The sequence below is a fragment of the Bradyrhizobium sp. ORS 278 genome (assembly GCF_000026145.1).
Classification (GTDB): domain Bacteria; phylum Pseudomonadota; class Alphaproteobacteria; order Rhizobiales; family Xanthobacteraceae; genus Bradyrhizobium.
The window spans coordinates 7,148,168-7,173,410 of the sequence record NC_009445.1; the positions used below are offsets into that span (position 1 = coordinate 7,148,168).

The 25,243-nt window shown below is 65.0% G+C and carries 19 protein-coding genes; 8 read left to right on the plus strand and 11 right to left on the minus strand.

Annotation, left to right across the window (positions count from 1 at the left end; genetic code table 11):
- Window positions 1-96 precede the first annotated feature (96 nt).
- Window positions 97-1,236: an acyl-CoA dehydrogenase family protein gene (locus BRADO_RS31970; RefSeq protein WP_012030338.1), complete on the minus strand. Its 1,140-nt coding sequence runs from the start codon at window positions 1,234-1,236 to the stop codon at window positions 97-99.
- Window positions 1,237-1,521: 285 nt separating this feature from the next.
- Between BRADO_RS31970 and BRADO_RS31975 the strand changes: the two genes are divergently transcribed.
- Window positions 1,522-3,072, plus strand: coding sequence for a long-chain fatty acid--CoA ligase (locus tag BRADO_RS31975; RefSeq protein ID WP_012030339.1), 1,551 nt, complete (start codon window positions 1,522-1,524; stop codon window positions 3,070-3,072).
- Between the two features lie 74 nt (window positions 3,073-3,146).
- Window positions 3,147-4,379, plus strand: coding sequence for an ABC transporter substrate-binding protein (locus BRADO_RS31980; RefSeq protein ID WP_012030340.1), 1,233 nt, complete (start codon window positions 3,147-3,149; stop codon window positions 4,377-4,379).
- A gap of 1,382 nt (window positions 4,380-5,761) precedes the next feature.
- Here BRADO_RS31980 and BRADO_RS31985 read toward each other — a convergent pair.
- Entirely contained in the window at window positions 5,762-6,535 is a 774-nt protein-coding gene (locus BRADO_RS31985; RefSeq protein ID WP_012030341.1) for a helix-turn-helix transcriptional regulator, read from the minus strand.
- Between the two features lie 197 nt (window positions 6,536-6,732).
- On the opposite strand from BRADO_RS31985, the gene BRADO_RS31990 reads away from it, so the two are divergent.
- The 4 genes from BRADO_RS31990 to BRADO_RS32005 all read left to right on the plus strand — a co-directional run bounded on the left by BRADO_RS31990 (window position 6,733) and on the right by BRADO_RS32005 (window position 11,384).
- Window positions 6,733-9,000, plus strand: a complete 2,268-nt coding sequence (locus BRADO_RS31990; protein WP_012030342.1) for a marine proteobacterial sortase target protein — start codon at window positions 6,733-6,735, stop codon at window positions 8,998-9,000.
- A 101-nt stretch (window positions 9,001-9,101) separates the two neighbouring features.
- Complete coding sequence (locus BRADO_RS31995) at window positions 9,102-9,665, plus strand: class GN sortase (protein ID WP_012030343.1); 564 nt, start codon at window positions 9,102-9,104, stop codon at window positions 9,663-9,665.
- 120 nt (window positions 9,666-9,785) lie between these two features.
- The gene (locus BRADO_RS32000) at window positions 9,786-10,502 is read left to right on the plus strand and encodes a DUF1614 domain-containing protein (protein ID WP_012030344.1); all 717 of its coding nucleotides are present in this window, start codon (window positions 9,786-9,788) and stop codon (window positions 10,500-10,502) included.
- 57 nt (window positions 10,503-10,559) lie between these two features.
- Window positions 10,560-11,384, plus strand: coding sequence for an MlaD family protein (locus tag BRADO_RS32005; RefSeq protein WP_012030345.1), 825 nt, complete (start codon window positions 10,560-10,562; stop codon window positions 11,382-11,384).
- A 26-nt stretch (window positions 11,385-11,410) separates the two neighbouring features.
- On the opposite strand, the gene BRADO_RS32010 is transcribed toward BRADO_RS32005, so the two are convergent.
- From BRADO_RS32010 to urtA, 7 genes are all read right to left on the minus strand, one after another.
- Window positions 11,411-11,752: a zinc ribbon domain-containing protein gene (locus tag BRADO_RS32010; protein WP_012030346.1), complete on the minus strand. Its 342-nt coding sequence runs from the start codon at window positions 11,750-11,752 to the stop codon at window positions 11,411-11,413.
- 99 nt (window positions 11,753-11,851) lie between these two features.
- Window positions 11,852-13,081, minus strand: coding sequence for a formamidase (gene fmdA / locus BRADO_RS32015; RefSeq protein WP_009031409.1), 1,230 nt, complete (start codon window positions 13,079-13,081; stop codon window positions 11,852-11,854).
- Between the two features lie 36 nt (window positions 13,082-13,117).
- On the minus strand, window positions 13,118-13,807 hold the full coding sequence (gene urtE / locus BRADO_RS32020) for an urea ABC transporter ATP-binding subunit UrtE (protein WP_012030348.1): 690 nt from the start codon (window positions 13,805-13,807) through the stop codon (window positions 13,118-13,120).
- Window positions 13,808-13,822: 15 nt separating this feature from the next.
- The gene (gene urtD, locus BRADO_RS32025) at window positions 13,823-14,578 is read right to left on the minus strand and encodes an urea ABC transporter ATP-binding protein UrtD (RefSeq protein ID WP_012030349.1); all 756 of its coding nucleotides are present in this window, start codon (window positions 14,576-14,578) and stop codon (window positions 13,823-13,825) included.
- Window positions 14,579-14,588: 10 nt separating this feature from the next.
- Window positions 14,589-15,725 (minus strand): urea ABC transporter permease subunit UrtC, encoded by a 1,137-nt coding sequence (gene urtC, locus BRADO_RS32030; protein ID WP_012030350.1) that lies wholly within the window; start codon window positions 15,723-15,725, stop codon window positions 14,589-14,591.
- Window positions 15,726-15,759: 34 nt separating this feature from the next.
- On the minus strand, window positions 15,760-16,686 hold the full coding sequence (gene urtB, locus BRADO_RS32035) for an urea ABC transporter permease subunit UrtB (protein WP_012030351.1): 927 nt from the start codon (window positions 16,684-16,686) through the stop codon (window positions 15,760-15,762).
- A gap of 199 nt (window positions 16,687-16,885) precedes the next feature.
- Window positions 16,886-18,148: an urea ABC transporter substrate-binding protein gene (gene urtA, locus BRADO_RS32040; protein WP_041757909.1), complete on the minus strand. Its 1,263-nt coding sequence runs from the start codon at window positions 18,146-18,148 to the stop codon at window positions 16,886-16,888.
- A 185-nt stretch (window positions 18,149-18,333) separates the two neighbouring features.
- Here urtA and BRADO_RS32045 point away from each other — a divergent pair, with 185 nt between their 5' ends.
- Both BRADO_RS32045 and BRADO_RS32050 read left to right on the plus strand, forming a co-directional pair.
- Window positions 18,334-21,708: an ATP-binding protein gene (locus BRADO_RS32045; protein ID WP_012030353.1), complete on the plus strand. Its 3,375-nt coding sequence runs from the start codon at window positions 18,334-18,336 to the stop codon at window positions 21,706-21,708.
- Complete coding sequence (locus BRADO_RS32050; protein WP_012030354.1) at window positions 21,698-22,615, plus strand: DNA-binding response regulator; 918 nt, start codon at window positions 21,698-21,700, stop codon at window positions 22,613-22,615. Before BRADO_RS32045 ends, BRADO_RS32050 begins: the two co-directional genes overlap by 11 nt.
- 198 nt (window positions 22,616-22,813) lie before the next feature.
- Here BRADO_RS32050 and BRADO_RS32055 read toward each other — a convergent pair whose 3' ends face one another.
- Together BRADO_RS32055 and BRADO_RS32060 are read right to left on the minus strand one after the other, a co-directional pair.
- Complete coding sequence (locus BRADO_RS32055; protein WP_012030355.1) at window positions 22,814-24,316, minus strand: NAD(P)/FAD-dependent oxidoreductase; 1,503 nt, start codon at window positions 24,314-24,316, stop codon at window positions 22,814-22,816.
- Between the two features lie 108 nt (window positions 24,317-24,424).
- A complete protein-coding gene (locus tag BRADO_RS32060; RefSeq protein WP_041757214.1) occupies window positions 24,425-25,192 on the minus strand; it encodes a trypsin-like serine protease in 768 nt (255 codons plus the stop codon).
- Between the last annotated feature and the right edge of the window lie 51 nt (window positions 25,193-25,243).

Below are 25,243 nucleotides of genomic sequence, written 5' to 3' on the forward strand. Positions count from 1 at the left end.
CGTCCTGAGGAGCCCGCCTCTTGGCGGGCGTCTCGAAGGACGGCCGCATCGGGATCGTCTGCCCGAGCAACTCCATGGATCGTGGCGCGCGACTCGTCACAATCCCATCTGCCGGCTTGCCAGGTCCTTCATGATCTCCTCGGTGCCGCCGCCGATCGCATTGACCTTGACCTCGCGATAGATCCGCTCGACACGGACGCCGCGCATGAAGCCCGCGCCGCCGAAAATCTGCACCGCCTCGGAGGCGCAATAGGCCATCGTCTGCGTCGCCTGGTTCTTCATCATGCAGATCTCGGCAACGGGATTATCACCCTGTTCGAGCCGCCACGCCAGCATCTCCAGCATTGCCTGCGAGGCCGCGACGCGCTGCGCCATGTCGACCAGCTTGTGCCGGATCACCTGGTGCTGCGCCAACGGCTTGCCGAAGGTCTGGCGCTCTTTCGCATACGCAATCGCATCGTCGAGGCAGACGCGGGCGAACGCCGTGCAGCTCGCCGCCATGCCCATCCGCTCGCTGTTGAAATTGTGCATGATCAGCTTGAAGCCCTGCCCCTCCTCGCCGATCAGGTTCTCGGCCGGCACGCGGCAATTGTCGAAATGCAGGGTCGCGGTATCCGACGCCCACCAGCCCATCTTGTTCAGCCTGGTGCGGGTCAGCCCGGGCGTGTCGCCGGGAATGAGCAGCAGACTGACACCCGCCGGCCCAGGTCCACCCGTGCGCACGGCGACGGTGATGTAGTCGGCGCGCACGCCCGAGGTGATGAACGTCTTCTCGCCACTCACCACGTAATGATTGCCGTCGCGCACCGCCTTGGTGCGGAGATTGGCGACGTCCGAGCCGCCGCTCGGCTCGGTGATCGCGAGTGCCGAGATCTTGCGTCCCGACAGGATCTCCGGCAGCACCTTCGCGCGCACCTCCGGCCGTGCCGCGCGCGCGATCGGCGGCGCGCCGATGCTGTGGCTCATCAGGCTGGCGCTGACGCCGCCGATGCCGGCCCTGGCCAGCTCCTGCGACGACACGATCCTCATGAACTGATCGGCGGCCACACCGCCGAACTCTTCCGGAAAGCCCAGGCCCAGCAGACCGATCTCGGCCGCCTTCGTATACAGCGTGCGCGGGAATTCGCCGGCCTCGTCCCAGGCGTTCGCGAATGGCGCGATCTCCTTGTCGACAAAGCGCCTGATGACGTCGCGGAAGGCCTCGTGCTCGGCCGTATAGAACGGGCTTTTCGTCATCGATGCCGGGCTCTGGTTGCTGCGTCGGCAAGGATGACCGGAAGCCGCGGTATCGCCTTGCGTCGAGGCGCTGACTGCCGAAATCGCGCCCGGCCAAGCGCGCATTCGTGACGTCCAACCAGCGTCTGAACGCAAGACAGTGCAATGCACTCACCGGCCCACTCGCGGCCAAAAATGCCGCGCGTTCCGCCGCCCCGCCGGAAGGCCGGGACGCGCCGGCAAGAGACGGCAAGACACGATCGCGATCAAGGCGGCATCAGATCGCCTGAGACCAGGAGGAAACGCGTGCCAGTACGGTATTACGACTGGATTGCGCATCATGCGCGCAGGACGCCGACGAAGATCGCCATGGTGGATCTCGGCAGCGGCCGCCGCTTCAGCTATGCGGAGTTCGACGCCCGCGTTGCGCGCCTGGCCGGCCATCTCCGCGACACCTGTGATCTGGCCAAGGGCGACCGCGTCACCGTGCTGGCGCTGAACGCCACCGATACTTTGGAAGTGCAGTTCGCCTGCTTCCGCGTCGGTGCCATCTTCGTGCCGCTGAACACCCGCCTCACCGTCCCCGAGCTGCAGTTCATCGTCGGCGACTGCGCGCCGAAACTGATGATCCATGACGACGACCTCGCCGACACCGCGCTCGCGGTGAGCCGGCTGTGCGGCGTCGGCTCTGCGCTCCGCTATGGCCCGGGCGGCAGCTACGAGCAGGCGATCGCGACTGCAAAACCGCTCGCCGCGGTCGAGCCGGTGACGCTCGATGACGTCTCGACCATCATGTACACGTCGGGCACGACGGGCCAGCCGAAGGGGGCGATGATCACCCACGGCATGACGTTCTACAATTGCGTCAATCTCGGCGGCCCCGCCTACATCACGCCGTCCTCGGTGCTGCTGACGGTGCTGCCGCTGTTCCACACCGGCGGTCTCAACTGCTACACCAATCCGGTGCTGCATGTCGGCGCCACCGTGCTGATCATGCGCGCCTTCGATCCCGGCCAGGCGCTGCAACTCATCAGCGATCGGGCCCAGGGCATCAACGTGTTCTTCGGCGTGCCCGCGATCTATCAGTTCATGGCGCAGCATCCGGCGTTCGCGACCGCCGATTTCAGCCGGCTGGTAATCGGCGGCGTCGGCGGCGCGCCGATGCCGGTGCCGCTGCTCGAGACCTGGGAGAAACGCGGCGTCGCGCTCCAGCAGGGCTATGGCATGACCGAGACCTCGCCGGCCGTGCTGGCGCTCGACCGCGAGGATGCCGCGCGCAAGGCAGGCTCGGCCGGCAAGCCGGTGCTGCATACCGAGGTGCGCATCGTGCGCCCCGACGGCAGCGATGCTGAAGTCGGCGAGCTCGGCGAACTCTGGGTGCGCGGCCCCAACGTGACGCCCGGCTACTGGAACCGGCCCGACGCCAACCGCGCCTCCTTCACCGACGGCTGGCTGCATACCGGCGACGCGACCCGCGTCGACGACGAAGGCTTCTACTATATCGTCGACCGCTGGAAGGACATGTACATTTCCGGCGGCGAGAACGTCTATCCGGCCGAGGTCGAGAGCGTGCTGCATCGGCTGAGCGCCGTGGCCGAGGCCGCGGTGATCGGCATCGCCGATCCGCAATGGGGCGAGACCGGTATGGCGATCGTCGCGGTCAAGCCGGGACAGACCTTGAGCGAAGCCGACATCTTCGCGCACTGCCAGGCCAACCTGGCGCGCTTCAAATGCCCGCGCACCGTCCGCTTCGTCGACGCGCTGCCGCGCAACGCCACCGGCAAGATCCACAAGCCGACCCTGCGCAAGAGCTTTGCGATCGCATCGGCCGTCGATCTGGTCCAGCAGGCGTCGTGATGTCAGATGCGCGGCCGACACCGCGCATCTCCGACCACCAAGACTCATAAGACCAACCAGAGGAAGCCCAGGGAATGTTGCCGATGACGACCAGGACTCTGCTGTCTTTCGCGGCCGCCGCCGCGTTCTCCGTTCTGGCGAGCCACAGCGCGCTCGCCCAGAAGAAATACGACACCGGCGCCACCGACACCGAGATCAAGATCGGCAATGTCGAGGCCTATAGCGGCCCCGCCTCGGCCTACGGCATCATCGGCAAGACCGAGGAAGCCTATTTCAAGATGATCAACGATCAGGGCGGGGTGAACGGCCGCAAGATCAACTTCATCTCCTATGACGACGGCTACAGCCCGCCCAAGACGGTCGAGCAGGTGCGCAAGCTGATCGAGAGCGACGAGGTGTTCCTGGTGTTCAACGCGCTGGGCACGCCGACCCAGACCGCCGTGCAGAAGTACCACAATTCCAAGAAGGTGCCGCAGCTGTTCCTCGCCACCGGCGCCAGCAAGTGGAACGACCCCAAGGACTTTCCGTGGACGATGGGCTTCCAGCCCAGCTACCGCGTCGAGGCGCGGATCTTCGCCAAGTACATCCTGAAGGAAAAGCCGAACGCGAAGATTGCGATCTTCTATGCCAATGACGATTTCGGCAAGGACTACGTCCTCGGCATCAAGGAGGTGCTCGGCGACAAGGCCAAGACGATGCTCGTCGCCGAGGAGAGCTACGAGACCTCGGAGCCGTCGATCGATGCTCACATCGTCAAGCTGAAAGGCACGGGCGCCGACGTGTTCGTCAACATCGCCACGCCTAAATTCGCAGCGCAAGCGATCAAGAAGATCGCCGAGCTGGAATGGAAGCCGATGCATGTCATGACCGACGTGTCGATCTCGATCGGCGCCGTGATGAAGCCGGCCGGCCTCGAGGCCTCCGAGGGCGTGCTGTCCGCCGGCTATCTCAAGGACCCGTCGGATCCGCAGTGGAAGGACGACGAGGGCATGAAGAAGTTCATGGCCTTCATCGACAAGTACATGCCCGGCGCCAATATCTCCGACGCCAACCTCGCCTATGGCTACGCCGCCGCGCAGACCATGGTGCAGACCCTGAAGCAGTGCGGCGACAATCTCACCCGCGAGAACGTCATGAAGCAGGCCGCCAGCCTGAAGGACTTCGCGCCCGACACCCTGATCCCCGGCATCAAGGTCAACACCGGCCCGAACGATTTCGCCCCGATCGAGCAGCTCAAGATGATGCAGTTCAAGGGCGGCAAATGGGACCTGTTCGGGGACATCATCAGCGCGGATGTCGGGGGATAAGCGAGGCGCGGCGCGCTAAGCCGTTGTAGCGCTGGCGCGCCGCATTCGCCCGATCGGCGCGCCCACGGCTGTCCCTACGCAGCGCTGTTCACTTGAGCCGCGCCCTCGCGTCGACGGCAGTCGGCTCCCCTCCCCCTTGCGGGGAGGGGTTGGGGGTGGGGGTCCGCGCACTCCGAACGGCATGAGGGGCACGACCCATTTCGGCCTCATGCGTCCAGACTATTCGTCCGCAACATTGCGAGCGGAATTCGTGGACCCCCACCCCCGACCCCTCCCCGCAAGGGGGAGGGGGGCTCACCGCCCCGGCGGCGAAACTTCCGATTATGAAAATCTTCTTGCTATTTTTCGGCATTCATGATTATCTCCTGCGCATCCCGCCTCACCGCAGAGGGGCGTTGCGCGCGATCGTCACGACACGCGAGGTGGGGATGCGATGGCCGTGAGGGTGCCGCAGCGTGTCTCCGGATGCGCGGACGAACGGAACCCTGCGGACGTGAAGTCGCAGCGTCCTGACACCCCGATGCTGGTGTCAAGCCGCGATGGCGCTGATATGCCGCGTGGTGATGGTGGCCAACAAGCCCGGCGCACCAGGGAGACTGCGTATAAGCGTTCCACCCATCGCGCAGGGAATGCCGGAATGTCGGCTGCACCTGTGGTACCTGCCGCCTGCATTTTTTTCGCAGGCGGGCCATGGGTGAGGCCCTCACCCGGCATTCCCTGCGCCCTCTGCACGTTCGCGAGGGACGAACCGATCGCAGACCTCGGGCATGATGTGCCGCGGGAATGCGACGACATGTCCGTCCATCGTCCGCTGCTCGATTTTCTCTGTTGCGTCTGACGTTCTGCTGCTTGTGCCGTTCTGCTGATCAAACGCTGTGTTGCGTGAGCGTTCTGCTGTTTGAGCCCGTGAATCCGCCGCATCCGCCGCCGTCCCGGACAAGCCGCGACGCGCAACGCGCGGCACGGCGCCGATCCGAGACCCATACGCCGCGGCGGTCGTGCCGGGCAAAAGGCCAATGACCAGCCGACCTCAAACTCCTCCCTGGGGGTATGGGTCCCGGCGTTCGCCGGGACGACGCTGCATGTGGAGAAGCACGGCGCCAGCCACAAGCTCCGTCATTGCGAGCGCAGCGAAGCAATCCAGGGGCGGAGTGCGCGACTCTGGATTGCTTCGTCGCTTTGCTCCTCGCAATGACGGTGGTTAGCACCGGGCCCAACAATTCAAACGGCCGTAGGGTGGGCAAAGCAGACGCCCGCAGGGCGGTTGCGTGCCCACCATCTGGCGGCACATTCGGAGCCAATGGTGGGCACGGCGCGCGATGCAGCGGAGGTCGTCACGCAAGCAGTGCGGGCGCGCCTTTGCCCACCCTACGACTAACACCTCACGGCACGCCCTGCACGAACAGCGCGAACGGCTCATCGGTCGTCTTGCGCAGGTGCTCGCGATACAGCTGATAGTTCACATCATCAGCCCCGAGCCGCCCAAAGCTCGGCTCCGCCACGTTGCGCAGCGGCAGCAGCGCGATCGGGGCGGCGATCGGGGTCAGCAGCGAGCCGCGGCCGGCGAGCAGGGTCGTGATGATGCCGTACATCTCGCCTGTGATGGTCGGACGCGACACCGTGATCAGGCGGTGCTGGCCGTGGCGGTTGGTGACCAGGTAGACGAAGCCGGACTGGTTGGGCACGGCGACCTCGCCGAACTGAGAGAAGGCCGCATCGAGCCGCGCGCCCTCGCGAAACACCAGCGACGCGGCCGCATCGTCCCAGAGGATGTCGGTGCGATAGGAATAGATCGCCTGCTTGTCGCCGAACGAAGGCCGCAAGGTCACGTAGGTGCCCTCGATCCATTCGACCGCGCGGCGCGAGTAGGAGCCGAGGCTGTCCGGCGCGATGCCGCCGCTCGGAGCCGGCGCGGCGGCCGGCGCGCTCGGCGCCCTGCGCAGGGACATGCCGAGCGCCTGCTCGAGCCGGACGATGGTGGCGAGCGTGAACGGACGGCGGCCGCCCAGCGCCTTCTCGAGCGTCGAGAGGCTGAGCTTGGCCTGCTCCGCCAGCGTCTGGCGCGACATCCGCCGGCGCGCGATCTCCTCGCGGATGGTCTCCGCGACCTGCCGGCTCTGCTCGTCGGAAAGCTCGTTGGTGTCCGGGTTCGACATCCTGGTCCCTGCCGTATGGCGCGGCCTTCTTCTAGCAGACGGACAAATCAGCACAAACCCGGACAATTCAGCCGGCCCCGGGTCCACACCGGACGGCGCCCGGCGGCCGGTGACCGAACAAGACCGACCATTCCGCTCGCGACGACAGCGCGCCGCGCTCACTCTCAGCCTGCCCCATTCTCGTTGCGGAGCCCCCGATGAGTAACACGATCGACTATGACATCCGCAGCAGCGCCCACCCGGTGCGGTCCTGGATCGTCACCATGCTGCTGTTCCTGCTGCTGCAAGCCGCCGCCGTGGCGCTGGTGGCCTTCACCGCGCTGTTTCTCAGCATCACGCCGGGCTGGTCAGCCGAAGGCCCGCTGGCGCCGCTGACCAAGCCGGGCGAAGCGCGCTCCGGCGCGCTGCTGTTCAAGTCTGACGCCGGCTACGCGGAAGCGCCACGGCTCGGCATCGACGTCGATATCGTCGTGTCCGGCCCGACCGCGCGGGCGCGCGTGACGCAGCTGTTCAAGAATACCAGCTCGCAATGGATGGAGGCCGTCTACGTCTACCCGCTGCCGCCGGACAGCGCGGTTGACACGCTGAAGATGATTGTCGGCGACCGCGTCGTGGTCGGCGACATCAAGCCGCGCCAGGAGGCGAGGGTGATCTACGAGCAGGCCAGGCGCGACGGCAAGACCGCAGCGCTGACCGAGCAGGAGCGGCCGAACATCTTCACCAACTCGCTCGCCAATATCGGCCCGGGCGAGACCATACTGGTGCAGATCGAGTATCAGCAGCCGGTGGCGCAGGTCGCCGGCGAGTTCTCGCTGCGGGTGCCGCTGGTGGTGGCGCCGCGCTACAATCCCAAGCCGATCGTGCAGAGTGTCGAGCTGCGCCCGGCCAGCAACGGCTGGGGCGCCGCGAGCAACGATCCGGTGCCGGACCGCGACCGCATCTCGCCCGAGGTGCTCGACCCCGCCAAGAACGATCCGGTGAATCCAACGAAGATCACCGTGCGGCTGCAGGCCGGCTTCGCGCTCGGCGAGGTCAAGAGCCACCATCACCAGGTGACGGTCGAGAGCACCGATGCCGAGACACGCGTCATCACCCTGGCCGACGGCGTGGTGCCCGCCGATCGCGACTTCGAGCTGACCTGGAAGCCGGCCTCGGAAAACATGCCGTCGGTCGGCCTGTTCCACGAGCAGGTCGGCGATGCCGACTACCTGCTCGCCTTCGTCACGCCGCCGGCGGTGGCCACGGCCACTCAACGCCCGCAGCCGCGCGACGTCATTTTCGTGATCGACAATTCCGGCTCGATGGGCGGCACCTCGATCCGCCAGGCCAAGGCCAGCCTGCTCTATGCACTCGGACGGCTGCAGCCGAATGATCGCTTCAACGTGATCCGCTTCGACGACACGATGACGGTGCTGTTTCCGTCCTCGGTGCCGGCCGACGCCGAGCATGTCGGCAACGCCACCCGCTTCGTCAGTTCACTCGATGCGCGCGGCGGCACCGAGATGGTGCCGGCGATGCGCGCGGCGCTGACCGACGACGGCAGCGACAGCGATCGCATGCGCCAAGTGGTGTTCCTGACCGACGGCGCCATCGGCAACGATCAGCAGCTGTTCGAGACCATCACCGCGATGCGCGGCCGCTCGCGCATCTTCATGGTGGGTATCGGCTCGGCGCCGAACACCTATCTGATGAGCCGTGCCGCCGAGCTCGGCCGCGGCGCCTTCACCCACATCGGCTCGGTCGAGCAGGTCGAGGAGCGCATGCGCGATCTGTTCGCCAAGCTGGAGAATCCCGTCGTGACGGGGCTGACAGCGACGTTCTCGGAAGCCTCCGCCGACCTCACGCCGGCCGTGCTGCCGGACGTCTATCGCAACGAGCCGCTGGTGCTCGCCGCCAAAATCGACCGCCTCGCGGGCTCGCTGCAGCTGAAGGGCCGCATCGGCGACCAGCCTTGGACGATCACGCTGCCGCTGTCGGGCGCCGCGGAAGGCAAGGGCCTTTCGAAATTGTGGGCACGGCGCAAGATCGGTGACGCCGAGGTGGCGAAGACGATGCGGCAGATGACGCCGGACGAAGCCGATGGCGCGATCTTGAAGCTGGCGCTGCAGCATCAGCTGGTGACCCGCCTGACCAGCCTCGTCGCCGTCGACAAGACCCCGCGCCGCTCCGACGGCGAACCGCTGAAGCTCGCCGAGCTGCCGATCAACCTGCCGGCCGGCTGGGACTTTGAGAAAGTGTTCGGCGAGCGCGGCCGGATGCCGGCGATGCAGAGGGACCGCCGCGCCGAAGGAGCGGGCGACATCCAGCTCACCGCGCTGAAGCGGCCCGTGGTGCCGACCACGCCCGCGACGATCACGCTGCCGAAGACGGCCACCGATGCCGAGCTGAGCATGCTGCTCGGCCTCGGCATCTTGCTACTCGAACTGATCTGGCTCGCCGCCCTCCGGCGGCGGGCTGCCAACTAACGAGGATCGTCATTGCGAGGAGCGAAGCGACGAAGCAATCCAGGGCTGCACGCGCGCCCCTGGATTGCTTCGCTTCGCTCGCAATGACAGGAGGAGAGAGAATGCCACAATTTGTCATCCCGCTCGCGGTCGCCCTTGTCGGAGTCATCCTGTTCGGTCATGGCGCGCTTATCCACGCCAAGGCTGTCGTCGCGCAGGTGCTGCTCGACCGCGCCTTCACCCAGACCATTGCGACAGGGCAGCCGATCAAGCCGTGGTCATGGGCCGACACCGTCCCGGTGGCCGGTATCAAAGTGAAGCGCCTCGGCGTCTCCACCATCGCGCTGGCCGGCTCCAGCGGCCAGGCGCTGGCCTTCGGCGCCGGGCATGTCGAGGGCACGGCCGAGCCGGGCGAGCCCGGCATCGCCGTCTATTCCGCGCATCGCGACACGCATTTCCGCTTCCTGAAAGATGTGGCGATCGGCGACGAGATCGACGTCGTCAGGCGCGACGGCAAGAGCTTCCGCTATCGCGCCGATGCCTCCCGCGTCGTGCACTTCGATGCGCCCGGCATCGATACGATGACCGACCGTGCCGAGCTGGTGCTGTCGACCTGCTGGCCATTCGACGCGCTGACACAGGGACCCGAACGCTACGTGCTGCATGCCACGCTGATCGGCGATTGATGCGGGAGGCAAGCATGGCCGCCCTTGGGAACCAAGCGCCGGATGACCATTTGTCACCCTGCCGCCGTCGTGGGATGATCCCGCCACGTCAGCAAGGCTCGTATCCCAAGCGCTTCCGACATGCATTCCCAAGTTCAGTATCTGCCGATCACGCCCGCTTTCTTCGCCATCCTGGTACTGGCGTTCGGCGTCCTGCTCGTCCTGATCCAGCTCGGCATCCTGCGCTATGCCTACATGAAGCTCGGCGTCAGCTCGGGCACGGCGATGCTGCTGCTGTTCGGCTCGCTGGTCGGCAGCTATTTCAACATCCCGATCACGATGCTGCCGGGACAGGTGGCGCGCTCCGGCGAGATCATCGATTTCTTCGGCATGCAATATGTCGTGCCGCTGGTGCATCAATGGCCGGGCACGCTGCTGGCGGTGAACGTCGGCGGCGCGGTGATCCCGACCTTGATGTCGACCTACCTCGTGCTCCGCTACCAGCTCTGGCTGCGCGCGACGATCGCCGTGCTGGTGATCGCGGTCATCATCCACGCCATGGCGACGCCGGTGCGGGGCGTGGGCATCGCCGTGCCGGTGTTCGCGCCGGTCGTCGTGACCGCGATCCTCGCCTTCCTGCTGTCGCGCGAATACGCTGCGCCATTGGCCTATATCGGCGGCTCGATGGGCACGCTGGTCGGCGCCGATCTGATGAACCTCGACAAGATCGGCAGCCTCGGCGCCCCCGTGGCCTCGATCGGCGGCGCCGGCACCTTCGACGGCGTCTTTCTCACCGGTATCCTCGCGGTGCTGCTGGCCGGCCTCGCTGCCCCCTCACGACCTGGCCTCGCGCGCTGAGCTTTCATCCGGAAGGCTTAGCGGCTAAAATCGAGCAGAGGCAGCAGCGGACCTGGAATGCGCGCGATCAATCTCATTGTCGGAACCTTGACGATCGCGGCCGTGGCGGCCGGGATCAGCGGTGTCCTGATCAAGCAGAAGCGCCGGGTTGCCGAGCAGCGCGGCACCATGCGCGTGGTGTTCGACGGCGGCTCGGCAGCGGGCCTGCGCAAGGGCGGCCCGGTGAATTTCGACGGCGTGCAGGCCGGGCAGATCCTGTCGATCAACCTGGAGAGCCCGCGCAAGATCGTCGCCATGATCACGCTCGACAAGTCGGCGCCGATCCGCAAGGACACCACGGCGGGCATCGAGTTCCAGGGCCTGACCGGCATCGCCGCGATCTCGCTGGTCGGCGGCGCGCCGACGGCGCCGCCGGTACCGCTGGATCACGACGGCGTGCCGGTGCTCTCAGCCGATCTCAAGGACCAGGAGACGATGGTCGAGACGGTGCACAACATCGACAAATACGTCGTCACCAATGCGCCCGCGATCAAGGACGCACTGCAGACCTTCGAGTCGGAAACGGCGTCGCTGCAGGCCAAGACCGCGGCATTCGACTCCGCCATCGACAAGGCCGAGGACATCTTCAAGGGCTTCGACACGCTGGTCACCAAGATCGACGGCGCCATTCCCGGTTTCGCCGACGGCAATCCCGACCAGCTGTTCGATCAGATCAAGTCGATGCGCGAGCTCGTGGACAGCTTCAAGCGCAAATCCGCCAAGGTGATCGACGAGAGCCGCAAGACGCTGGTCGATATCAGCGACGGCGCCAATACGATGAGCGCCAAGTTCGGCGGCCAGCCGGCCGGACCCGGACCGCGCCGGGTGCCGGCCTCGCGCTGAGGGGCGGAGACGCCGCCCCTCGCACGTCAGTGGCTGATCATCCAGGGCCGCGCCGTGGGAAAGCCCTTGGCGCCGCTCTTGGTCTTGGTCATCAGCCGTGGCGATTTCTTCGGCGAGCAGCAGCCGCAACCCGCGCCGTGCTTGGCCTTGTATTCCGCAACCGTCTGCGGCGCGTGGCGGCTGCGCTCATTGGTGGCATGCGCCGTACGCCGCTCCGCCGGCATGCAGGCGAAGGCGGGCGCGGTGAGGATCACGCGCGGGGCCATGTCCTGGCATTGCGGGCAGACCTGCGGATCATCACATTCCGCCATCGGGCGCATGTCGGTGAAGGGACCGCATTCATCACAGAGATATTCATAAACCGGCATTGTCTCATCTCCTGCGCAACATCGTCTCTCTCCTCGGCGCGGCAGATGCGGGGCGGCCAGATACGCAGCCGTCCCGCACCCCGTCGCACAGGGAGAGCGTTATTTGTCAGGCGAGATCGGCATCTGGATATCGCCCTTGATGTGCTTGATCGGCCCCGCCGCCGACGGCATCACGTCGAAGTCGAAGATCTCGGTCGGCAGCCATAGCGTGGCGCAGGCGTTGGGCACGTCGACCACGCCGGAGATGTGGCCCTGCACCGGCGCGGTGCCGAGGATCGAATAGGCCTGGGCGCCGGAGTAGCCGAACTTCTTCAGGTACTCGATGGCGTTGAGACAGGCCTGGCGATAGGCGATGTGGACGTCGAGGTAGTGCTGCTTGCCGGCCTCGTCGACCGAGATGCCCTCGAAGATCAGGTAGTCGCGATAGTTCGGCGTGATCGGCGACGGCTTGAAGATCGGGTTCTTGATGCCGTACTTGGCGACGCCGTCCTTGATGACGTCGACCTTGATGTGCAGCCAGCCGGCCATCTCGATGGCGCCGCAGAAGGTGATCTCGCCGTCACCCTGGCTGAAGTGCAGGTCGCCCATCGAGAGGCCGCCGCCGGGCACGTAGACCGGGAAGTAGATCTTCGAGCCGCGCGACAGGTCCTTGATGTCGCAATTGCCGCCATGCTCGCGCGGCGGCACGGTGCGGGCGCCCTCGGCGCCGATCTTCGCCTTGACGTCGCCCTTGGCCTGGCCGGCATGGGCGGTCGGCGCGAACGGCGGGTTGGCGAGGCCCGGCACGCGGGTCGGGTTGGTCGCGATCAGCGCGGTCTCGCGCTCGTTCCAGGTCGCGAGCAGCTTCGGATCGGGCAGACAGCCGATCAGGCCGGGATGGATCAGTCCGGCGAAGTTCACGCCCGGCACATGGCGCGACGAGGTGTAGAGGCCCTTGATGTCCCAGATCGACTTCTGCGCCAGCGGGAAGTGGTCGGTCAGGAAGCCGCCGCCATTCTGCTTGGAGAAGAAGCCGTTGAAGCCCCACAGGCTCTCCTTCAGCGGGCCGACGTCGAGCAGGTCGACGACGAGGAGGTCGCCGGGCTCGGCGCCCTTGACGCCGATCGGGCCCGAGAGGAAGTGCACGATCGACAGGTCGATGTCGCGAACGTCGTCGGCCGAGTCGTTGTTCTTGATGAAGCCGCCGGTCCAGTCATAGGTCTCGATGATGAAGTCGTCACCGGGGTTGACCCACTCCACCATCGGGATGTCCGGGTGCCAGCGATTGTGCACCTTATCGTTCTCGTAGGCCGACTTGGTCAGATCGACCTTGATCAGTGTGTCAGGCATCAAGAGCTCCCCTTTACCTTTGCTTGGACGGAGTGGTTAGACGGACAGATATTTCGAGACCTGCGCGGCATCGACCTGGTCGCGCGGATCGTCGCGGACGATCTCGCCGTTCTCGATCACCAGCACGCGGTCGGCGATATCGAGCGCGAAGCTCAGCACCTGCTCGGAGACGACGATCGACAGCCCCTTCTCGTCGCGGATGCGTTTCAGGGTGCGCGCCATCTCCTTGATGATCGACGGCTGGATACCCTCGGTTGGCTCGTCGAGCAGCAGCACCTTCGGCTTGGTGGCGAGCGCGCGGGCGATCGCGAGCTGCTGCTGCTGGCCGCCGGAAAGATTGCCGCCGCGGCGGCCCTTCATCTCCAAGAGCACCGGGAACAGCTCATAGATGTCGCCGGGCACCTCGGACTCGCCGGAGACGACGAGGCCGGTCTCGATGTTCTCCTTGACCGTCATGGTCGAGAAGATCATGCGGCCCTGCGGCACGTAGGCGAGCCCCTTGGCGACACGCTCATAGCTCTTCATGCCGGAGAGCTCAGAGCCGTCCATCGCGATCGAGCCGCTCTTGGCGGGCAGTATGCCCATCAGCGACTTCATCAAGGTGGTCTTGCCCATGCCGTTGCGCCCCATGATCGCAACGATCTCGTTCGGCGCGACCTTGACGTTCAGGCCATGCAGCACCTCGCTCTGGCCATAGGCGACATGGAGATCGGAGATTGCCAACATCAGTTCTGCTCCTGCTCAATGCCCGAGATAGACTTCGACGACCTTGGGGTCGTTCTTGACCTTGTCCATCGTGCCCTCGGACAGGATCTGCCCCTGGTGCAGCACGGTGACCTTGTGGGCGATGTCCTCGACGAACTTCATGTCGTGCTCGATCACCAGCACCGAGCGGTCCTTGATGATGCGGTTGAGCAGCTCGGCGGTCTTGGCGCGCTCGCTGACGCTCATGCCGGCGACGGGCTCGTCGAGCATCAAGAGGTCAGGGTTCTGGATCAGCAGCATGCCGATCTCGAGCCACTGCTTCTGGCCGTGGCTGAGCTCGGCCGCCGAGGTCTTGAGGCGATCCTTCAGGAAGATCATCTCGGCGACCTCCTCGACACGATCCTTCACGACGGTGTCGCGCTTGAAGGCGAGCGAGCCGAACACGGTGCGGCCACGCGGGAACGAGATCTCGAGATTCTCGAACACGCTGAGATCCTCGAACACCGACGGCGTCTGGAATTTGCGCCCGACGCCGGCCTTGACGATCTCGTTCTCGCGCAGCTTGGTCAGCTCCTTGCCGCGGAACTGGATCGAGCCGGAGGTCGCTTTGGTCTTGCCGCAGATCAGGTCAAGCACCGTCGTCTTGCCCGCACCGTTCGGGCCGATGATGACGCGGATCTCGTTCTCCTCGACATAGAAGGAAAGATCGTTGACCGCTTTGAAGCCGTCGAACGAGACGGTGAGCGCTTCGACCGCGAGCAGGAATTCCTTGGGCCGATGACCGATGAGCATCGCTCTCTCCTCACTCTGCGGGGGCGCCGTCGGCGACCAGGCCGCCATTGCCGGATTTCTTGGTGCGGGAGGCCAGCAGCTTGTCGATCCGCGGCTGCACGTAGTCGCCCCAGATGCCAGCCAGACCGTTCGGGAAGGCGAGGACGACGGCAATGAACAGCGCACCCAGACCGAACAGCCAGAGCTGCGGAAAAGTCTCCGACAGGCTGGTCTTGGCGAAATTGACGAGGAGCGAGCCGTAGACCGCGCCGAAGATCGACAGCCGGCCACCGACCGCGGTGTAGATCACCATCTCGATCGACGGCACGATGCCGACGAAGGACGGCGACATGAAGCCGACTTCGAGGGTGAACAGCGCGCCGCCGACCGCCGCGAACACCGCTGCCGCGCAGAAGGCGAAGATCTTGAAGTTAGCGACGCTATAGCCCGAGAAGCGAACCCGATCCTCCTGCTCACGCATCGCCACCAGGATGCGGCCGAGCTTGGTGAGGCGGATGAACTGCGCGACGAGGATCGCGGCGAACAGGAAGAACACCTCGACGAAGTAGAGGATGTACTTGGCGTGGTCGGTGCGGATGTCCCAGCCGTGCAGGGTGCGCAGGTCGGTGATGCCGTTGATGCCGCCGGTGTAGCCCTGCTGGCCGACGATCAGGATGGTCATGATCGCCGCGATCGCCTGGGTGATGATCGCGAAGTAGACGCCGCCGACCCGGCGCTTGAACATCGCGGCGCCGATGATGAAGGAGAAGATCGCCGGCACCAGGATGATCGCGGCGAGAGCGAAGGGAAAGCTCGCGAACGGCTTCCAGAAGAACGGCAGCGCGGTCAGCTGATTCCAGTCCATGAAGTCCGGAATGCCCGGCGTCGACTGGATCTTGGTGTTCTCGACGCTGGAGGCCTCCAGCTTCAGGAACATCGCCATGCAGTAGCCACCGAGACCGAAGAACACGCCCTGGCCCAGGCTCAGAATGCCGCCAAAGCCCCAGCACAGCACCAGGCCGATGGCGACGAAGGAGTACGTCAGATATTTCGCGACCAGGTTGAGACGGAAGATATCCAGCGCCAGAGGCAGGATGACGACGAGCAGGAGCAGCAGCGAGACGAAGCCGATGAGCTCCGAGCGGTTGAAGAAGCGAGAGTTGATCATGGCCGTGCCTTCTTGTTGGACTGACGGAGCAGGCTCATTTGCGGACCTTGAGGGCGAACAGCCCCTGCGGCCGCAGCATCAGGATGGCGACGATCGCCAGCAGCGTCAGCACCTTGGCCATCGAGCCGGACATGAAGAACTCCATCGTCGACTGCGCCTGGGAGATGGTGAAGGCCGAGGCGATGGTGCCGAGCAGGCTGGCGGCCCCGCCGAACACGACGACCAGGAAGGTGTCGACAATGTAGAGCTGGCCGGCGGTCGGACCGGTCGAACCGATCATGGTGAAGGCGGAGCCCGCGACACCGGCGATGCCGCAACCGAGGCCGAAGGTGTAGCGGTCGACCTTCTCGGTGTTGATGCCGACGGCGCCGGCCATCACGCGGTTCTGCACCACGGCGCGGACCTGGCGCCCCCAGCGAGACAGGAACAGGACATAGGCGACCACAATGGTGATCAGGATCGTCAGGCACATCACGAACATGCCGTTGATCGGAATTTGGATCGAGTCGGTGGCCTGCCACGAGCCCATCATCCACTCCGGCAATTCAACGCCGACCTCGCGTGCGCCGAATACCGAGCGATAGGCCTGCTGCAGGATCAAGCTGAGGCCCCAGGTGGCAAGCAGCGTATCCAGCGGACGCTTGTAAAGCCGCCGGATCATCGCCCACTCGACCAGCATGCCGAGCGACCCGGACGCGACGAAGGCGAGCGCCATAGCGACGAAGAAGTAGCCGGGAAACAGCGATGGCAGGAAATTCTGGAAGGCGTTCGACGTCATCCAGGTGACGTAGGCACCGAGGATCATGAATTCGCCATGCGCCATGTTGATGACGCCCATCTGGCCGAAGATGATGGCAAGCCCGAGCGCCATCAGCACGTAGACCGAAAACAGGATGAGGCCCGCGAAGCCCTGCATCGCGAAGATGGCCCCGAGGTCGCCGATGGAATAGTCGCCGAACATGATCCGTCCTCTCGTGATGCCCTGCTGGAAAATTGGATCGGCTCGCGAGCTGGTGAGCTCGCGGCCAAGATCGTCCCCTCCCGTCGGGAGGAGCTAAGGATGAGAGCTTCAGCACGATTTGAGTATGCGGCCCCCCCACCCCGACCCCTCCCCGCAAGGGGAGGGGAGTGCACCGGATCTCGGTACAATAGCGAGTTGCTTACTGATAGCCTTTCGGGAACGGATCGGGCTCGACCAGGTCGGCAGTCTCGTAGATCAGCTCGTACTGACCGTCCGCCTTGGCGCGGCCGACGCGGGTCTTCGACCAGAGATGGTGGTTCTCGTGGATCCGGACATAGCCTTCGGGCGCGCCCTTGAACTCGATGCCGGGCGAAGCCGCCGCGATCTTGTCGATGTCAAAGCTGCCGGCCTTCTCCACGGTCAACTTCCACAGCCACGGGCCGAGATAGGCAGCTTGCGTCACGTCGCCGATCACGGTCTTCTCGCCCCACATCTTCTTGAACGCGGAGACGAAGGCCTTGTTGTTGGCGTTGTCGAGCGACTGGAAGTACTTCATGCAGGCATAGGCGCCCGCGATGTTCTCACCGCCGATGCCGTCGATCTCGTCTTCGGTCACGGAGATGGTGAGCAGGGTCTGCTTCGACATGTCGATGCCGGCCGCCTTGAGCTGCTTGTAGAAGGCGACGTTGGAGCCGCCGACGATGATCGCGTAGATCACGTCCGGCTTGGTCAGCTTGATCTTGTTGATGACCGAGTTGAACTGGGTGTGGCCGAGCGGGAAGTATTCCTCGCCGACGACCTTGCAGCCCTGCAGATGGCCCTCGATGTGCTTGCGGGCGATCTTGTTCGAGGTGCGCGGCCAGATGTAGTCGGAGCCGAGCAGATAGAAGGTCTTCGCGCCCTTGGTCTTGTTGACCCAGTCGAGGCCGGCGATGATCTGCTGCGTGGCCTCCTGGCCGGTGTAGATGACGTTCTTGGACTGCTCGAGGCCTTCGTAGAAGGTCGGATAATACAGCATGCCGTTGTACTGCTCGAACACCGGCAGCACCGCCTTGCGCGAGGCCGAGGTCCAGCAGCCCATGACGGCTGCGCACTTGTCGTTGACGAGGAGCTTCTTGGCCTTCTCGGCGAAGGTCGGCCAATCCGAGGCACCGTCCTCCTGGATGTACTTGATCTTGCGGCCCAGCACGCCGCCAGCGGCGTTGATCTGCTCGATCGCGAGCTTCTCGGCCTGCACCGAGCCGGTCTCAGAAATTGCCATCGTACCGGTGACCGAATGCAGAATGCCGACGGTCACTTCACTATCAGTGACTGCAAGGCCGGTCGTGTTGACAGCAGAGGTTGCGGGACCGGCGCCGAAGGACGGCCGCGGCATCATGGCGAGTGCCGGAATTGCGGCCATTCCCATCAGCAGTTGGCGCCGAAGTGGCGACTTCAGGCCTTTTTCAGTTTCGTCTGACATGAGCACCCCATTCATTGGTTCGAGGACACGCTTTGGCTCGGACGAAGGATGGCGCGCTTTGTGCACTGCACGGATACGCAAGATTGCGTATACTGCACCGCAAAAGCGCGACGTAGGCTCTACGCAGATCTTCCGAGGGGCAGGCGACGCGTGCGGACGAACCGCTGCGCGTAAGGAGTTGAAGAGTGGCAGGGCGGCAGCGGATCGACCGCGTCAGGCGCCAATACAACCAGTGGGTCGCCAACCAGACGTTGGAGGACTACGCACTCCGCTTCACGGCCAAGAGCGCGCGGCGCTGGTCCGCCGCCCGCGTAGCCAACACGGCGCTCGGTGCGATCTCATTCCTCGCATTGGAGGCCATCGGCGGCACCATCACGCTGAACTACGGCGTGACCAACGCCACGGCGGCGATCCTGGTCGCCAGCATCATCATCTTCTGCTGCGGACTGCCGATCGCCTATCATGCGGCCAAATGCGGCATCGACATCGACCTGCTCACGCGTGGCGCCGGCTTCGGCTACATCGGATCGACGGTCACGTCGCTGATCTATGCCTCCTTCACTTTCATCTTCTTCGCGATCGAGGCGGTCATTTTGGCCTCCGCGCTCGAGATGTGCTTCGGTATCCCGCGTCCGATCGGCTACCTGATCAGCGCGGTCGTCATCATTCCGCTGGTCACCTACGGCATCACCCTGATCAGCCGCTTCCAGCTGTGGACGCAGCCGCTCTGGGTCGTGTTGCACATCCTCCCCTTTGCGGCCATTGCCTATGCGAGCCCGCACTCCTTCGCCGATTGGCAGCAGTTTCCCGGCGAGCATGGCGATCCCATGGGTCATCTCGACCTCGCGCTGTTCGGCACGGCCGCGGCGGTGGTGTTTTCGCTGGTCGCCCAGATCGGCGAGCAGGTCGACTTCCTGCGCTTCCTGCCACGCGACCGCCGGACGTCGAAGCGCTCCTGGTGGGTCGCCTTGTTGTCCGCCGGTCCTGGGTGGATCGTGCTCGGCGCGCTCAAGCTCATGGCGGGATCATTCCTCGCGTTCTTCGCGCTGAGCCACGGCGTGTCCGCCGATCACGCCGCCGAGCCGGCCCACATGTATCTGGAAGCGTTCCGCTATGTGCTCGCCCGGCCGGACCTGGCCCTGGCTCTGACCGGCACCTTCGTGATTCTGTCGCAGATCAAGATCAACGTGACCAACGCCTATGCCGGCTCGATCGCCTGGTCGAACTTCTTCTCGCGCCTGACGCACAGCCATCCGGGCCGCGTGGTGTGGCTGGTGTTCAACGTGGTCGTTGCGCTACTCTTGATGGAGATCGGCGTCTACAAGGCGCTGGAGCAGACGCTGGCGCTGTACTCCAACATCGCCATCTCCTGGGTCGGCGCGCTGGTCGCGGATCTCGTGATCAACAAGCCGCTGGGCTTGCGGCCCCCGCAGATGGAGTTCAAGCGCGCCCATCTCTACGACATCAATCCGGTCGGGGTCGGCGCCATGACGATCGCCACGATCGTCTCGATCAGCGCCTTTTATGGACTGTTCGGGCCGACCGGGAAGGCGCTGTCGACCTTCGTCGCGCTCGGCGTCGCGCTGGTCACCGCACCGGCGATCGCCTATCTCACCGACGGAAAATACTATCTCGCCCGCAAGCCGAAGCGGAGCTGGCAGAACATCGAGCAGATCCAATGCTGCATCTGTGAGCATCATTTCGAGCCGGAGGACACCGCCTCCTGCCCCGCCTATGCCGGCCCGATCTGCTCGCTCTGCTGCTCGCTGGATGCCCGCTGCCATGATCTCTGCAAGCCGCACGCGCGCGCTCAGGCCCAGGTCTCCGCTGCGCTCAGCGGCATGTTGCCCGATGCGCTGCTGGCCAGGATCAACTCGCAGCTCGGACACTATGTCGGCGTATTTCTCACCTCGGCGGGCCTCGTCGCGCTGACGCTCGGCATGATCTATCTCGAAACATCCGCCGCGCTGCCGGGCTATCGCGGCATCATCTCCGATGTGCTGTGGAAGGTGTTCTTCGCGCTCTCCATCATCATCGGCGTGGTGACCTGGCTGTTCGTACTGGCGCAGCAGAGCCGGCGTGCCGCCGAGGCCGAGACGCGGCGTCAGACGCAGCTCTTGATCCAGGAAATCGACGCCCACAAGCGCACCGATGCCGAACTGCAGCGCGCCAAGGAGGTCGCGGAATCCGCCAATCTCGCCAAGAGCCGCTATGTGGTCGGGCTGAGCCATGAGCTGCGCTCGCCCCTGAATGCGATCTCCGGCTATGCGCAGCTTCTCGAGCAGGACACCAGCCTCGCGCCGAAGCCACGCGACCAGGTGCGCGTCGTCCGCCGTAGCGCCGACCATTTGTCCGGTCTCATCGACGGCATCCTAGACATCTCCAAGATCGAGGCCGGCCGGCTATATCTGTCGCGCGACGAGGTTCGCTTGAGCGAATTTCTCGACCAGCTCGTGGGCATGTTCCGGCTGCAGGCCGCGGCGAAGGGCGTAGACTTCGTGTTCAAGCGGCCCGCCGTGCTGCCGTTGGTCGTCTATGCCGACGAGAAGCGGCTGCGGCAGATCCTGATCAACCTGCTGTCGAACGCGATCAAGTTCACCCAGGAAGGCAGCGTCCAGTTCGTCGTGCATTATCGCAGCCCCGTCGCCGAATTCGAGGTGATCGACACCGGCCCGGGCATCCAGCCCGACGATCTCGAACGCATCTTCGCGCCGTTCGAGCGCGGGGCACTCGGTGCCGCGCAACCGCAGACAGGCACGGGCCTCGGGCTGACGATCAGCCGTCTGCTCGCGGGCGTGATGGGCGGCGATATCAAGGTCGAGAGCAAGGTCGGCACCGGCAGCACCTTCAAGGTGAAGATCCTGTTGTCGGAGGTCACCAATCCGACGCGGCACCCGCCGGTGAAGGCGCCGATCGCAGGCTATCTCGGCCCGCGCAAGACCATTCTGGTCACAGACGACGATCCGGTGCATCGCGATCTCCTGCGCGAAGTCCTGACCCCGCTCGGCTTCATCCTGCTCAGCGCGCCGGATGGTCCCGCGTGCCTCGCGCTGGCACAGCATTGCCAGCCCGACCTGTTCATCCTCGACATCTCGATGCCCGGCATGGACGGCTGGACCGTCGCCGAGACCCTGCGCAGCAGCGGACATCATCAGGCACGAATCCTGATGACTTCTGCGAGCGCGCTTGAAGCGCATGGTCGCCCGCTGGCGCAGCCGTTCCACGACAGCTATCTGATGAAGCCGATCGACATTCCCCGGCTGCTCGAGGCCATCCGTCAATTGCTGAAGCTTGAATGGAGCTACCAGAGCGAACATCCCGTGACGCAGCCGCGCTGGCGGCCGGATAGCGGATCGCGCCCGCCTTTGAGATATGTCGAGGAGCTGATGAGCCTTGGCCAGATCGGCTACATCCGGGCAATTCAGCTCAAGCTCGACGAGATCGACGGCGCCTATCCGGAGCATGCCGATTTCGTCGCCCAGATGCGGATGCTGATCGACCGTTTCGATCTCGATCAGTACATGGCCACTCTGAAGACCCTGCACGCCTATGAGCACTGACAACAAGAAGCGCGACGTCGCGCTGGTCGTGGACGACTCCCCGGAGACGCTGCGGTTGCTCACGGATGCGCTGGATGGCGCCGGCATGACCGTGATGGTCGCGCTCGACGGCGCGGCCGCGATGCGCATCGTCGACCAGATTACGCCCGACATCATCCTGCTCGACGCCGTGATGCCCGGCATCGACGGCTTCGAGACCTGCCGCAAGCTCAAGCGCGAGGCCGGCCTCTCCAACGTGCCCGTGATCTTCATGACCGGCCTCGCCGATACCGAGCATATCGTGCAGGGACTCGACGCCGGTGGCGTCGACTACGTCACCAAGCCGATCGCGGTCGAGGAGATGCTGGCGCGAATCCGCGTACACCTCGCCAATGCGCGCATGACCCAGAGCGCGCGCGCCGCGCTCGACGTGTCCGGACGCTTCCTGCTCGCGGTCAACCGCGAGGGCCGGCTGATGTGGGCGACGCCGCAGGCACAGAAGCTGCTGTCGGACAGTTTTGGATCCGCCGAGGATCTCGTCCTGCCTGACGGGCTGCGGCAATGGCTGGACCAGGCGCAGAAGGGCAAGGGCGCCGCCAAGGCGGCGGCGTCGATCCCCGACCATCCCGAGCTGCGCCTTTACTACATGGGCGGCGCCGGCCCGAATGAATTCCTGCTCAGGCTCGCGAAGGAGTCATCCGGCGACCTGCCCAAGGAATTCTCCAGCGAGTTCGGACTCACCACACGCGAGGGCGAGGTGCTGTCCTGGCTCTCCAAGGGCAAGACCAACCGCGACATCGCCCAGATCCTGGGCCTGAGCCCGCGCACGGTCGACAAGCACCTGGAGCAGATCTATGCCAAGCTGGGTGTGGAGAACCGCACGGCGGCGGCAGCCATCGCGACGGGATTGACGCGACGGGAGAGTTGAACTCCAGCTGTCGTCCCGGGCAAGCCTGCCGACGCGCAGCGCCGGTGGGCGCCGACCCGGGACCCATACCGCGTGATCTCTCGAGGCAGGCTGCACGTTGAGCGTTGTGCCCGCCACGTCCGCCTGTGGTTATGGATCCCCGCTTTCGCGGGATGACACCGGAGTTGGAGCGACAGGCCCGCCTATGACGATCAAAACCTATCCATACACGAACGCCGGATCATCCAGGTCGATTGCCGGGATCTCGTCCTTCTCGCGCCAATAGTCCTGGCTGTGCTGCCATTCCGGCTTGTCGCCGCGCTTGGGCAAGAGATGCATGTTGCGCATCATGTAGCCCGGATTGAAGTTCTCCGGATCGATCCACGGCAGCAGCGGCATGTTATGATCCTCGGGACGCAGCTGAGGCGTGACCTTCTCGACGCCCTTCGCCCTCATATGGGCGAGCAGCCGGCACACGAACTCCGCGACCAGATCCGTGCGCAAGGTCCAGCTGGCACGGAAATAGCCGAACACCCAGGCGAGGTTCGGCACGCCGCTGAACATCATGCCGCGATAGGTCACGGTATCGGCGAAATCCAGCGGCTTGCCGTCGATGGTGAAGGCAATGTCGCCGAGCACGCAGAGATCGAATCCGGTCGCGGTGACGATGATGTCGGCCTTGAGCTCGTCGCCGGACTTCAGCTTGATCCCGCCTTCGGTGAAGCGCTCGATCTTGTCGGTGACGACGGAGGCCTTGCCGCTCTTGATGCCCTCGAACAGATCGGCATCCGGCACGAAGGCGATGCGTTGACGCCAGGGACGATAGCTCGGCGTGAAATGCTTGGCTGCGTAGTCGGGTCCGACGATGGCGCTGATCTGGCCGATCAGCTCCTTCTTCACCTGCTCCGGCTCGGTCAGGCATCGCTTGGTGAACCAGTCCTGCTCGAACAGGATCTTGCGCCGGACGATCTCGTGGATCCATTCCTCCTTGACTTGCAGGCGGCGCAGCTCCTCGGCGATCTCGATCGCATTGCGGCCGATGCGGAAGTAGGTCGGCGAGCGCTGCAGCATGGTGACATGCGCGCATTTGCCTGCGATCGACGGCAGGATCGTCGCTGCGGTCGCGCCGGAGCCGATGACGAGGATCTGCTTGCCTGTGAGATCGAGATCCTCGGGCCATAGCTGCGGGTGCACCATCCGGCCCTTGAACTTGGCCATGTCGGGCCACTCCGGCGTGTAGCCTTTCGAATGGCGATAATAGCCCTGGCACATCCACAGGAAATTCGCTGAGATCGTGACGGGTTCTTCGCCAGGACCCTTTACCGCGTGAACGGTCCAGAGATTGGTCGCGCTCGACCAACTCGCCGAGAGGATGCGATGGCCGTAGCGGATATGGCGGCCGAGATCGTTCTCCTCGATCACGTCCCCCATGTATTTCAGGATCTCTTCCGCCGTCGCGATCGGCGGCCCGACCCATGGCTTGAAGCTGTAGCCGAAGGTGTGCAGATCGCTGTCGGAGCGGATGCCGGGGTAGCGATGCGTCCGCCAGGTGCCGCCAAAACTATCCTGGCTCTCGAGGATCACGAACCTCGTATCAGGCATCTGCTTCGTCAGCTGATAGGCACTGCCGATGCCGGAGATGCCGGCGCCGACGATCAGCACGTCAAAATGTTCGATGGTCTGAGAGGACGCGGCCTCCCGGATGGGGGCGATGACGTTCATGGGCCCTGGGCTCTTGCTCTAGGTGTTGTTTCCTCGCGTGACAGGCTGAACCCGATCACGACGACGGTCAACCCGCGAGAGCAAGCCGCGGACGCGCGCGGACGAATTTCAATTTCCGCCGAGCGGCATGCCCCATTGCCGCGCGGTCTGCAGGACCCAGTCCCGATACAGCGTGAGCGGCGTGACGCCCGTCATGCCGCCGCAGCCGTCGCCGAGATTGGGCCCGGTGGACCACGAGATGACGCCGATCAGTACTTCGCCTTGCGCCTGCGTCTCGAACGCAGGTCCGCCGGAATCGCCGGTGCAGCCGCCGAGCCCTGGCTTCACGCCCTGCGTCGCCGGATCCACGAGCCGGATCTGCAACGTGCCGGGCTTGCCGGTCGCGACCAGGGCCGCCGCGCGCACGACGCCGCCGCTCTTGCCGTCGCCGGGAATCGCGACGCCGATCCCCGCCACGGTGAACGCATTGCCGGCTGTCAGCGGCGTCTGCGGGACACTGAGCGCGACCGGCGCATACCCTTGCAGCGGCGCTTCCAACTCGAGCAGCGCGACGTCAGCCGTAGCCCGATGGACGAGGATGGATTGCATGCTGAAGCTCGGATGGACCGCCGCGCGCCGCACCGTCTTCAACACCGGCTTGCGGTCGCGATCGTATTCCACGATGCGGTAATCGACGCCCGGTTGCACGCAATGGCCGGCGGTCAGCACCAGCCTGGGGGCGATCAAGGCACCGCTGCAGAAATTGCCGCGCGAACCGACGATCGTGACGACGGAGCGTCCGATACCATCGGTAGACGCCGGCGCTTTGCCGACGATGGCAAGGGCCGGTGAAGCAGCCAGCAGCGCGGCGGCCATGATCGACGGGAGCAGCTTCATCGCGTCAGCAATAGCCGCTCGCGCCGATATCGCCAAGCGTGGCGTCCCGTG